This window comes from Kitasatospora sp. NPDC093102 (assembly GCF_040683915.1).
Taxonomy (GTDB): Bacteria; Actinomycetota; Actinomycetes; order Streptomycetales; family Streptomycetaceae; genus Kitasatospora.
This window is the reverse complement of sequence record NZ_JBFBFA010000022.1, coordinates 66,426-78,000: the sequence shown is the minus strand read 5'-3', so window position 1 is coordinate 78,000 and position 11,575 is coordinate 66,426. Positions and strand designations below refer to the sequence as shown.

General features: G+C 69.6%; 9 protein-coding genes and 2 pseudogenes. 5 read left to right on the top strand and 6 right to left on the bottom strand.

From position 1 onward, the window contains the following. Positions 1 to 102: 102 nt before the first annotated feature. Positions 103 to 876 carry a GntR family transcriptional regulator gene (locus AB0O11_RS25095; RefSeq protein ID WP_363391120.1) on the bottom strand — a complete coding sequence of 258 codons (774 nt, stop codon included), beginning with the start codon at positions 874 to 876 and terminating at the stop codon, positions 103 to 105. Positions 877 to 1,238: 362 nt separating this feature from the next. Between AB0O11_RS25095 and AB0O11_RS25090 the strand changes: the two genes are divergently transcribed. Beyond that, positions 1,239 to 2,042 (top strand): exodeoxyribonuclease III, encoded by an 804-nt coding sequence (locus AB0O11_RS25090; RefSeq protein ID WP_363391118.1) that lies wholly within the window; start codon positions 1,239 to 1,241, stop codon positions 2,040 to 2,042. Between the two features lie 895 nt (positions 2,043 to 2,937). Here the strand turns inward: AB0O11_RS25090 and AB0O11_RS25085 are convergent. Then, entirely contained in the window at positions 2,938 to 4,242 is a 1,305-nt protein-coding gene (locus tag AB0O11_RS25085; protein WP_363391115.1) for a HAMP domain-containing sensor histidine kinase, read from the bottom strand. After that, positions 4,239 to 4,901: a response regulator transcription factor gene (locus AB0O11_RS25080; protein WP_224280684.1), complete on the bottom strand. Its 663-nt coding sequence runs from the start codon at positions 4,899 to 4,901 to the stop codon at positions 4,239 to 4,241. Before AB0O11_RS25080 ends, AB0O11_RS25085 begins: the two co-directional genes overlap by 4 nt. 186 nt (positions 4,902 to 5,087) lie before the next feature. Here AB0O11_RS25080 and AB0O11_RS25075 point away from each other — a divergent pair, with 186 nt between their 5' ends. Both AB0O11_RS25075 and AB0O11_RS25070 read left to right on the top strand, forming a co-directional pair. Continuing rightward, positions 5,088 to 6,521 carry an FtsX-like permease family protein gene (locus tag AB0O11_RS25075; RefSeq protein WP_363391111.1) on the top strand — a complete coding sequence of 478 codons (1,434 nt, stop codon included), beginning with the start codon at positions 5,088 to 5,090 and terminating at the stop codon, positions 6,519 to 6,521. A gap of 6 nt (positions 6,522 to 6,527) precedes the next feature. Further along, complete coding sequence (locus AB0O11_RS25070) at positions 6,528 to 7,250, top strand: ABC transporter ATP-binding protein (RefSeq protein WP_224280686.1); 723 nt, start codon at positions 6,528 to 6,530, stop codon at positions 7,248 to 7,250. Between the two features lie 343 nt (positions 7,251 to 7,593). Here AB0O11_RS25070 and AB0O11_RS25065 read toward each other — a convergent pair whose 3' ends face one another. Together AB0O11_RS25065 and AB0O11_RS25060 are read right to left on the bottom strand one after the other, a co-directional pair. Then, on the bottom strand, positions 7,594 to 8,196 hold the full coding sequence (locus tag AB0O11_RS25065) for a hypothetical protein (protein WP_363391108.1): 603 nt from the start codon (positions 8,194 to 8,196) through the stop codon (positions 7,594 to 7,596). Between the two features lie 288 nt (positions 8,197 to 8,484). Beyond that, positions 8,485 to 8,847 carry a hypothetical protein gene (locus AB0O11_RS25060; RefSeq protein ID WP_363391105.1) on the bottom strand — a complete coding sequence of 121 codons (363 nt, stop codon included), beginning with the start codon at positions 8,845 to 8,847 and terminating at the stop codon, positions 8,485 to 8,487. Positions 8,848 to 9,203: 356 nt separating this feature from the next. On the opposite strand from AB0O11_RS25060, the pseudogene AB0O11_RS25055 reads away from it, so the two are divergent. Both AB0O11_RS25055 and AB0O11_RS25050 read left to right on the top strand, forming a co-directional pair. Continuing rightward, positions 9,204 to 9,320: pseudogene (locus AB0O11_RS25055) on the top strand (exodeoxyribonuclease III); the annotation flags it as partial. Positions 9,321 to 9,507: 187 nt separating this feature from the next. After that, positions 9,508 to 9,633, top strand: a pseudogene (locus AB0O11_RS25050) (exodeoxyribonuclease III); the annotation flags it as partial. Between the two features lie 219 nt (positions 9,634 to 9,852). On the opposite strand, the gene AB0O11_RS25045 reads toward AB0O11_RS25050, so the two are convergent. Continuing rightward, positions 9,853 to 10,791, bottom strand: coding sequence for a sigma-70 family RNA polymerase sigma factor (locus AB0O11_RS25045; RefSeq protein WP_363391218.1), 939 nt, complete (start codon positions 10,789 to 10,791; stop codon positions 9,853 to 9,855). Positions 10,792 to 11,575: the final 784 nt, after the last annotated feature.

The following is an 11,575-nucleotide window of genomic DNA, read 5'->3' as shown; positions in this document are numbered from 1 at the left end:
TCCCCCCTCCACCCTGCCGCAGCCCCCGAGGCTTCGCCAACGGCAAAGGCCCGGACGCCAGTTGGCGTCCGGGCCTCGACCTGAGGGTTTCCGGAAAGTGGTTCAGGAGGCGGTACGGACCTCGGCCGTCGCACCGACCGGGGTGACCTCGACGAGTCCGGCCTCGCCGAAGGTCAGCTTGCAGGTGTCCGCCCGGTAGGTGGAGACCGCCAGCGCCACCAGCCGGCCGGCCGAGGCGTACTGGGTGGTCATGACCAGGACCGGCGCGCCGGGCGGGCGCTCCAGCAGGGCGGCCTGCTCGGCCTCGGCGACACCCAGCTCGACCGAGCGGGACTCACCGTCCACCTCCAGGCGCTCCAGCTGGCGCAGCACCGAACGGGCGCGGTCGCTCTCGGCACGGAAGCCCGGCAGATGCGGCAGGGCGGCGGCCGGGACGTGCAGCGACTCGGTGGCCACCGCCCGGCCCTCCACCAGGCGGACCCGGCGCACGGTGTGCACGGTGGCGCCCTCGGCGATGCCGAGGCTCTTCGCCAGCTGCGCGGAGGCGGGGGCGGTGGCGCAGTCGATCGTCCGCCAGGCCTGGCTGCGCGCGGCGCCGGGCCAGCCCTCCTCCTGCCGGTTGACCGGGACGCCGACCCGCGGGGCGGCGATCAGGGTGCCGATCCCCCGGCGACGCACCAGGCGGCCCTCCAGCTCCAGCTGGTCGAGCGCCTGCCGCAGCGTGGCCCGGGCGACGCCGAAGCGGGCCGAGAGCTCGCGCTCGTTGGGCAGCACCTGACCGGTGGAGAACTCCGAGTCGATGGCCCGCAGCAGCACCGTGCGCAGGTGCCAGTACTTCGGCTCCGGCACCGCAGAAAGCTGTCCTGTCGTCCCCACCGTGTCCTCCACCCTGTGTTGTCCGCCCTGCGACAAGGAGGGCGGAAGCCGGGCTCGCTGTCCGCTGTTGCGGCAGGTGGGAGAGCGGGCCTTTATCCGTCCTTCTTTATTAAAGGTCCTTGCAGTAAGTGACCCTAGGTGCTCCGTCCGGAGATGGTCAAGACCAATGGCACGGCCCGATGGGGCCACCAGCCATATTCATGCCGCGTTCACGACAGCTCCTGTCAGTCACTGTCACCATCCGGCGGAGACGGCCGGCAGGGACAGCCGACGGAGACCGCCGGCGGAGACAACCGATGGAGGCGGCCCGCCGCCGCGCGTCATGGTTCGGACCGGGAACAGCCAGTCGGTAGGCTGCCTGGGTGATCGTGGTGACGAGTGTGAACGTGAACGGAATCCGGGCGGCGGCCAAGAAGGGCTTCGTCGAGTGGCTGGCCGGCACCGAGGCGGACGTGATCTGCCTGCAGGAGGTGCGCTCCGAACCCGAGCAACTGCCCGTCGAACTGCGCGACCTGGACGGCTGGCACGCAGTCTGGGCCCCCGCCGCCACCAAGGGCCGAGCCGGCGTCGCCATCCTCTCCCGCGAGAAGCCGCAGCGCACGGTCGTCGGATTCGGCTCGGAGGAATTCGACAATTCGGGCAGGTATGTCGAAATCGACCTGCCCGGCCTGACCATTGCCAGCCTCTACCTCCCCTCCGGCGAGGTCGGCACCGAGCGCCAGGACGAGAAGGAACGCTTCATGGCGGAATTCCTCGTCCACCTCACGGCCCTGCGCACCCGCGCCGCCGCCGACGGCCGCGAGGTCGTCGTCTGCGGCGACTGGAACATCGCCCACCGCCCCGAGGACCTCAAGAACTGGAAGGCCAACCAGAAGTCCGCCGGTTTCCTCCCCGAGGAGCGCGCCTGGCTCTCCCGCGTCTACGACGAGGCCGGCTACGTCGACGTCGTCCGCGCCCTCCACCCCGACCGCACCGGCCCCTACTCCTGGTGGTCCTACCGCGGCCGCGCCTTCGACAACGACTCCGGCTGGAGGATCGACCTAATTATCGCTACTGGAATCCTCGCTAAGAAGTGCGTCGAGGCCTACGTCGAACGCGCCGCCACCCACGCCGAGCGGTGGTCCGACCACGCACCGGTCACGGCAGTGTTCGATCTGAACAACTAGGCAGCAGAAACTGGTAGTTCGACAGAATCAAGAGGCGGCCCCGACGCGGGGCATTCCACACGTCGGGGCTTCCTCTCGGTAGCAAATACGCCAGCGGCGAAGGAAGTCGCACGGCACTCCCGGAGTGGATTTTTCAGCAAAGCGATTCACGTGACCCTGCTTCCACAAGCGAAGCACCTGTCCGCCCCAGATCAGCTCCCCCGACGATCCAGACCCGAACATCCCTCTAGATACGGCCACCGCCCGCAACCCCTTGACCCCCAGTTCAGGGCTCCGCCCCAAAAAACCTCAGGAACGCCTCTCCCCTGTTTCGGGAACGCATGAGGCTCCTTCGCAGTTCAAGTCCACGCGGTAGCGGCTCAGCCCGCGCTGTCCGCAGTGAACTCCGAGCACCGGCGGGGTGTCGTCGTGTGTCCTCCTCCGGTGAGAGTGACCGGGAGGTCCGGGAGGTCCGAGCAGCGGACGGATTCAGTGCTCCGGGCCGTGCACACGACCTGGACCACGGCCGTCCGGGGCAAGGCCGCGACGTCCAGTGGCAGGGCGACCGTGAGGCCGGCACCGGAGGTGGTGACGGTGACCGCCGCCCGCGGTTGCGGCCGGCCGGTTCAGGCAGCTCCGCGTGGAGCATGTTGCCCCTGTCCACTTCGTCGGGGCCGTCCAGGAGCCGTCCCAGCGTGAAGGCTGTGAGCTGCGACAGCGGACCGGGCTGCGGCTTCTTGCTGTTGTCCGTCTCGATTCTGGGGCGGGGCGGGCCCGCAGCCGGCAGTCCGGGGTGACCCCGTAGAGGCGGGGGTGGGCCGTGACCTCGGAGGGCCGGCTGCCAACGGCTTCCGGTCCCGTGCCGGATACGGCGCACCCGGTTGTGAGCAGTAGGAGTGCAGCGGCCCTCTGCGGATCAAGCCGATTCGTACGGCGAAGGCGCCGCCGCGGGAAGCCTGACGTGGACGGCGAGGCCGCCCGCCGGGAGCGCGGTGGCGTGGACGGTGCCGCCGTGGGCCCGGGCGACGACCTGGACCAGGGCGAGGCCGAGTCCGTGTCCGTGGGCGCTGTCGAGGCGGGGCCGGGCCCGGTAGAAGGGTTCGAAGAGGCGGTCGACGACGGCCGGGTCGACGACGGGCCCGGTGTTCGTGACGGTGAGGTGCACCGCGCCGGGTCCGTCGTCCGGGGCGGTGGACCGGGACTCGGTGGCGACGTCCACGGTGACCCGGGCCCCCAGTTCGCCGGTGTTGTGCTTGAGCGCGTTGTCGACGAGGTTGCCGACCAGCCGGCCCAGCAGCACGGAATTGCCCCGTACCAGGCAGTCGGGGGCGTCCGCGGTGAGGACGAACTCCGGTCCGTGCGCGGACTGCCCGGCGCCCGCGGCGGTCGCCGCGGTCACGGCTTCTTCCGCGAGGGCCGCGAGGTCGACGGGCTCGGGGTCGAAGGTGAGGTGTTCGGCCGCGGCCAGGTTCAGGAGTTCCTTGACGACCCTGATGTTGCGCTCGTTCGCCTCACCGAGCATGGGCAGGATCTCGGCGAACTCCTCACGGTCCGGACGGTCTCCCAGCATGGTCAGGGCGGTCTTCGTCGTGGACAGGGGGGTGAGCAGCTCGTGGGCGGCGTTGGCGGCGAACCGCCGGTGCGAGGAGAAGGACTCCTCCAGGCGGGCGAGCGTGACGTCGAAGGTGTCGGCGAGGCGGCGCAGTTCGTCGTCGGGCCCGGAGGCGTTGATGCGGTGGGAGAGGTCGCCTTCGGCGGCGCTCGTCGCGGCCCGGTTGAGTTCGCTCAGCGGGGCCAGCAGCCTGCCCGCGATCCTGCGGCCGGCCAGCAGGCCCGCGGTGGCGACGATGAGCACGCCCGCGGTGGAGACGGCGAGGACGGTGTTCCAGACGTCCTCTTTGGTGCGGATCGTGGAATGGGTGCCCTGGATCCGCTCGCCGGGGAACGGGGCCCGGGTCCCGATCTCGTCGGACCCCGGTGGCATGGGGTTTTCGTCGGCGGGCGGGTAGGGGTGGGCCGGGGTGGAGCTGGTGCCGGGCGGTACGGTGACCGCCGTGGTCAGGTCGTAGGTCGGCAGCCAGCGGATGCCGACGTAGACGACGGTCAGCATCAGCAGGGCGCTCGCGGCCAGTGCGACGGCGAACCCGAAGGTCAGCCGGCTGCGCAGGCTGAGGGGGCGAGTGAGGCGGTGCAGGCCGAGCGGGCGGCGCCCGCGGCTCACGCCGCGCCCAGGCGGTAGCCCGTCCCGATGACGGTCTGCACGATCTTCGGGTCCCCGAGTTTGCGGCGCAGGGTGTGCACCACGAGCCGGACCACGTTGCCGCCCTGGTCGGTCTGTCCGTCCCAGGCTTTGTCCAGCAGGTCCGCGCTGCTGACGACTCCGCCGTCGGCGCGCATGAGCAGTTCGAGGACCGCGATCTCCTTCGGGGTGAGCCGGATCTCCGTACCGTCGCGGGTCACCTGTCGGCGGTGGGTGTCCAGGCTGATGCCGGCCTGCTCCAGCACGGGGGCGTACGTGGTGCCGCTCCTGCGGTGCAGGGCGCGGAGCCGGACGATCAGCTCGGGCAGGTCGAAGGGCTTGGGGAGGTAGTCGTCCGCCCCCAGGCCGAAGCCGGCGACCTTGTCGTCCAGTGTCCCGGCCGCGGTCAGCATCAGGATCCGTGCGCCCAGGCCCATCCCGGTGATCCGGCGGCACACCTCGTCCCCGTGGACCACGGGCAGGTCCCGGTCCAGTACGACCACGTCGTAGTCGTGGATCCGTACCCGCTCCAGCGCCGCGCCGCCGTCGGGTGCGATGTCGGCGGCGATGCCCTCGCGGCCGAGGCGCATCTGGAGCAGGCGGGCGAGCGGTGCCTCGTCCTCGACGATCAGTACCCGCACGGCGGAGACGTCCCTTCGGGTGAGAATTCGATGAGAGCCCGAAGGCGGGTCGGAATATCGACCCACGGAATTACGGGACACTTCCATTTGTACCGTACCGGGCGTGTGAGCGGTATGTGAGGCCTCGGTGCCGGGCCGTCGGGCATCACATACGGGTGAAATGCGCTGGCCGATAGCGTCGTTGCCATGAATCTATTCAAACGGGCCTGGTGGCGGCTGACCGGCCAGCTCGGGAAAACCGCCATGCTGATCGGCCTTTTCACCGTCATCTGCACGCTCGTGCTCTCCGGATTCCTCATCCAGTCTGCCGCGGCGCGCGCGGCCGATGATGCGAAGAGGAAGGTCGGGGTCGTCGCCACGATGCAGCTCGACATCAACGCGCTCATCAACTCAGGCGGAACCAACGCCGGCAGTGGCGGACGGCCCAGCACGATCGGTTCGAAGGGCGAGCTGCGCAGCAGCCTCGTCGACAAGATCTGCGCGTCCTCCGCGGTGACCGGCTGCAACTACGCCGTCGGGAGCGTCGGGCGCCCCGGCACCGGGCTGAAACTGCACCAGCCGGTTCCGACGCCGCCCGGCCAGAACGCCGAGGGAACGGACTTCTTCTCGGCTTCCGGAATTCTCGACCTGAACCAGGAGAAGGACTTCCGCAACGGCGACTCGAAAATCATCTCGGGCCAGGGCATCACCCCCACCAGCGCCAAGGACGAGATCGTCATCGAAGAACGCGTCGCCAACGACAACAAGATCAAGGTCGGGGACGTCGTCAAGCTCAAGGTGGGCGAGATCCCCATGGACGGCAAGCAGCGCAGCGACGCCGACCTCTCCTTCAAGGTCGTCGGCATCTACAAGAACAGCACCGCCGACACCGGTGCCTACGTTCCCGCGATGATGGACCCCGCCAACAAGATCTACACCACCCCGCTGGGCAGCTCGCTCCTGTTGGGCAAGGACGGCAGCGACGGCATCCTCAAATCGGCCACCTTCAGCCTGAAGAACCCCGACGATCTCGACCGGCTGAAGAAGGACGCCGCGGCCGCCGGCGTGGACCCCAAGATCTTCCCCCTGACCGTCAACGACAAGCAGTACCAGGCCCTCGTCGGCCCCATCACCCGCACCGCGGGCTTCGCCAGCCTCACCGTCTGGCTCGTCGCCCTCGCGGGCACCGCGATCCTCGCCCTCATCATCGCCTCGGCGCTGCGCGAACGCCGCAAGGAGCTCGGCATCCTCCTCGCGCTCGGCGAGAAGAAGCCGCTGCTGCTCGGCCAGCACCTCGTGGAGATCTTCGCCTGCGCGCTGATCGCCATCGGCATCGCCTCGGCCGCCTCCCAGGCACTCGCCCAGCCCATCGGCGACGGCCTGCTGGCCGGCGAGGTCTCCTCCGCGAAGGACGACGCGGGTAAGAGGACCCCCGAGCAGGACTACAGCAGCATCGGCGGCGGCACCAAGGACGACGGACCGCAGGTCGATCCGATCGACTCCCTGGAAGTGAAGGTCGGTCCGTCCGACATCGCCCAGGTCGGCGTCCTCGGGCTCGGCATCGCCGCGATCGCCACCGTCCTGCCCGGCATCCGCGTGATGCGCATGAGTCCCCGCGACATCCTCACGAAGGGCGACTGACCCGCCATGAGCACCCACCTCACCGACGCCGCCGACTCCGCTGCCGGGCACGAGCCCGCGGTCCTCGAAGTGTCCGGCGTGGCCCGCACAGTCCCGGCCAAGAACCACAAGCGGACCATCCTCAAGGACGTCCACCAGCGCTTCGAGGCCGGCCGGATGTACGCGATCGTCGGCCCATCCGGCTCCGGCAAGACCACCCTCCTCTCCCTCGCCTCGGGGCTCGACTCGCCCACCTCCGGCACGGTCCGCTTCAAGGGCCGCGACATCGCCGAGATCGGGCTGGGCCGCTACCGCAACCGGCACGCCGCGACCGTCTTCCAGTCCCTCAACCTCATCACCTACATGACCGCGGTGCAGAACATCACCTCCGCCATGGAGATCACCGGGGTCAAGGCCGGTTCCCGGGCCCGGAAGCGGCGCGCCGTCGAACTCCTCGAACTCCTCGGTGTGGAGAAGACCGAGCACAACCGGCGCACGCTCCAGCTCTCCGGCGGCCAGCAGCAGCGCGTCGCCATCGCCCGGGCCCTGGCCTGCGAGGTGGACATCCTCTTCGCGGACGAGCCCACTGGCGCCCTCGACCACGACACCGCCGAGTCCATCGTCGGCGTCTTCCGCCGCCTCGCCCACGACGAAGGCAAGTGCGTCATCCTCGTCACCCACTCCCGCGAGGTCGCCGCCGCCTGCGACCAGATCCTCCAGCTCAAGCGCGGACGGCTCGTCGCCGCCTGATCCGCAGCACGCGGGAGAGGCCCCGACCCGGTACGGAGGATTCCGGGGGTCGGGGCCTCGTCCATGACTGGGCTCTACCCCGAACAGTGGACACTTCTGACACAGAGCATGCTGGCCGCAACGGCCAGCGCGGATCCGCGGCGACCGGCCGAACCGGCACGGCCCCCGCTCGTACCCGGGCCCGGCTGACCGGCTGCAGCCGGCCCTTCGCGCTCCAGGCTGGCGACCCTTGTCGCCCGCCCGGTCGGCGGCACCGAGCGGGCGGAGGGCAAGGGTCGCCAGCCGCCGATGGCCGTCACCCCCGCTGGGCGACGGCCACCGAACAGGGCTCACACCGTGGTCACTAGCACGACCACGGCGTGGTGACGTGGCCCGTCACGGTGTCCACCGCCACCGTCCTGCCCTCGCTGGGAATGCAGAAGTAGTAGGTGGGATGCGGGTTCTGCACGACGGGCTCATTGAGGTACAGGGGCTTGAACGCGCCGGTGTGCCCGGCCTTGACGGCCAGATCGTGGGCCTGGACCTCCGTCATGGTGAACGGGGAGATGGCCTGGATCCCGATCGGGACGCTCCACGGCTGCGTGCTCTGGTACTGACCGGTGGTCGAGTACTTGTACTCGAAGGACGGCTCCGAGTCCTTGGCCCGGAAGCGGATCCACCAGGCCTGGACGTCATTGGGGTTGGTCGTGGGTGTCAGCAGGACGGCGTCCGCGTCGTAGAACTGCGAGCCGGGGTGCTCCTGCTGCGCCTTCACCTTGGCCTCCCGCACGATCTGTGTGAGCGGGAGGTGGGGTGCCGCGCTGGCGGTGGACGGGGCGATCGGCAGCAGCGACAGGGCCGTGGCGGTCGCGGCGAGCCCGACCCGTGCCCGAAGGCGGCGGCGTGATGTCCGGCACCCGTTCAGTGCGGGTGTCGCGGGCGTGCGGGCGGTGCGCGTGGTGTTCATGTCCTTCATCTCCTTCGACCCGGACCCTGCGTGGTCACGGTGGAAGTCGACTGCCGGGTTCGGCGTGAGCGGTGGCCGACGGGAGAGAGGTCCTCGGCCGGGCTCCGCGGGGATGCAGCCTCCCGGGGTCCAACGGTAGGAAGGTCTCCGGGCGCCGTCTCCTGGCCGTCATCCTCGCTGAGCCGAACAGGCGAACCTCTCACCCGGAGCGATGCCCGTCCGGGGTTTCGCCGCGCGGTCCTGGCCGGTGGGCCCGATCCTGTGCCGCTCCTTGATCATCGCTGACTGTTACAAGATGGTGACACGATCTTCTCGAAGTAGGCGTCCCAGCCGACGAGCCTGTAGATCGTCCTTCAGGCTGCGCTCCACCCACTCCAGGGCGATGTAGTACCGCTCCAGAACCGGGTCCCAGCCCGACTCCAGCATCCGCACGATATGAGGGTGCTCGACAGCTCTGAGTACGGCGGTCGCCCGTTCCAGGAAGACCTTGATGATTTCGTCGTCGCGCCGCTTGAGTAACTTGATCGCCGCGAACTGCCTGTCACTGTCGCTATTTGCCGTGTCGACGGCCTTGCGCACCTTCGACAGACCGCCGCTGCGCGCGCTGTCTCCCACCAGCAGGAAGCGATCGTTGATCACATGCGCTCCCACACATGCTCCTCGTCCAGCACCGGCGTCAACTACCGGTCCGGCCATCCTGCCAGCCCAGGACTCCTCGGTTGGATGATTCGGCAGATCCGGGCTTGATCGTGGCCAACTCCTCGATGACTACAGTGCCCGACGCTCGACCAACTTATTGCTTATCTTCGGCTTGTTGGGGAGAGCTGTAGCCGAGGACGTGGTCGACGGCATCGGAGGCAGCCAATCCGGTGGCCCGGAGGGTGGCCACTCCGGAGTGTCAGGGTGGCCCACTCGTGGTCGAGGGCATCCACGGCGGTGCTACCAGCAGCCGACGGTAGAGGCTAGCGCCGTAGCCGCTCCCCCGCACGGAAGCGGCCCGTCGAATCTCCACCAAGAATCTCGCCGATAAGGCTGTCGAGGCCTACGTCGAACGCGCCGCCTCCCACGGCGAGCGCTGGAGCGACCATGCACCCGTCACCGTAGTGTTCGACGTGAACAACTAACGTGTGCCCTCAGTTCCAATCCGCACGAGTTCGAGTTCTGCTACGACCTCTAAATCGACCTCAGCGACTCCTCCCCCGGCCGAAGTCCTGGCGAACCCTTGGCACTTGAGCCCGGTCATCCGAGATCCACGACAGAGTCAAGCAACGGACACAAGCGGCCATCGAGGAGAGCCCGACTTTGTAGGTCGACAACGAAGCTGCTTGGCGAATCGACCTTCAGGTCGCCGCCCCCGGCCTCGCCGCGCGGGCCACCGACGCCCGTGTCGAACGAGCCGACACGCACGCCGAGCGCTGGTCCGACCCGAGCCCGTGATGGTTGCCCATGACCACAACTCCCAGGAACCAGGCTCGGGCCGCGGTGCGGCTCTCGCAGCTCAGTGGGTGTTACGCGGTGGCGTAGCGACGGCCCGACCCCGGCCAACCGTCACTTCATGGTGGGATGCCGGCCTTGGAAGTTCGTCCTCCGGATTCGCCTCGATGACGCTGGTTCGAACGACGAAGGCGTCACCTGGACGCGCACCGGCAAGGACAGTTACACCGTCTGGGCAGGCACAGCGGCTGTCGTCGACCTTGAGGGACTTCCAGTCGAACCGCTCGCATCGGCCGCGCGTGTCGCGGACGGCTCCTCACCGACGCCGGACCGGGCCCCGGCTTCGCCGCGCGGCCTCGGGGCTCGGGGCAGTCGGCGCCGCGGCGCCGCCTCCACTGCGCAGTGGTTGGCGCGGTCGACCTCCCCCGCCACCCGGGCGCAGCCCTCGCAGTTCTCCAGGTGCCGGGCCAGCTCGGGGCCGCGCCGTCGGCCGGGGCACCGGATGGCGTCGGCCCTGCGGGCGATGAAATAGCGGCACGCCAGCTCGGCCGCCTCGTCCACGTCCTCGCGCAGGTAGGCCTCGCGCAGTCCCTCCCGGGCCCGCGCGGCGAGGGAGCGCACTCCGCTCGGTGTCATCCCCATCCGTTGCGCGACGGCGGCCGCCGGCTCCCCCTCCACGACGGTGAGCCAGAGGAGCGCCTGCCACCGCTCGGGAAGGGAGCGGTAGGCCCTGGTGACCAGGGCGGTCTCCTCGGTGGCGAGCAGCGCGGCCTCGGTCTCCGCGTCCCCGGCGAGGTGTTCGACCCAGGTCTCGAAATCCTCCGGCAGCAGCACGCGCCGGGTGAAGTGCCTGCTCCACTCCATCGCGGTGCGGCGGACACAGGCCATCAGGTAGGGGCGCCAGGCGTGGCGCGGTCCGTGGCCACGCGCCACCGACATGTACGTACGGGCGTAGGCCTCGGCGGCGAGGTCCTGCGCGGTCTGCGGGTCACGGCAGTAGCTGCGCGCGTAAGCCAGCACCGCGCCGTGGTGGCGGGTGAAGACCTCGGCCATCACCTCTCCTACACGGGAGGTGTCGGTGGCGGTCGTGGCGGGAAGGACCGCGGAGAGCTCGACGTCGTTCAGGGTGCTCAGACCCAGTCCGTAGTCGTCGGAACGCACGGTCAATGTGTTCTCCTCAGGTCTGGTTGCCCGTGACAGGCAGGTCGCGCGCACCAGGGGTACGGCGGCCGCAGCACGGGGCCGGGGGAAGGTCGGGCGTGGCTCGGTTGTCGGCGAGGCGGACAGGCGCGGCGCTGCGCCTGGCGGCTCTTGGGTGGACGGGCGCGGGGGCACCCGGTCGCGGCGGGCGTGACGTCGGTCGATGCCCTCGGCCTGCCCGGGTCGGACGACACCGGTGACGGACGGCTGCCGTGCCGTCGGGAGGCGGTGGAGAGTGGTCCACAGCACACCAGCCGAACGGCGTTCGGGCAATCGTCTCCCTGCCCGCCGCCCACCCGCCCATTCCCAAACCGAATAGCGAGCGGCGCCCGTCGGGCGGTGCGCGAGGACGCCGGGTCGCTCGGCGGCCCGTGTCTCCGCAGACCCCACTGGTCCCGTCAGTCCCGAACTCACGGCCGGCGCCGTGGGTGTAACAGAAATGCCGATTCGGGTTTGGCATGTTCCGAATCGGTAGCGCACCACAACCGATGACACTGTGACGGACGGGTGACACCCGCCACCGTAATCTGTCAGATCGTCAGAAAGTCCTTCACAAGGGCGTGTTCGACTCGCCACCATCGACGCGACAGGCGCGGACACTCACACCGCGCGCGGCTGTCGGACAACCCTCTGTCGCCACTGGGCGGTAGAACCGGACGTAGAAGCGCTCTCACACCCACGGCGGCCGGAACGGCGCGCTCCCGGACGAAGTCACCAGGGCCGGATGATCAGCGCCCGTCACGCT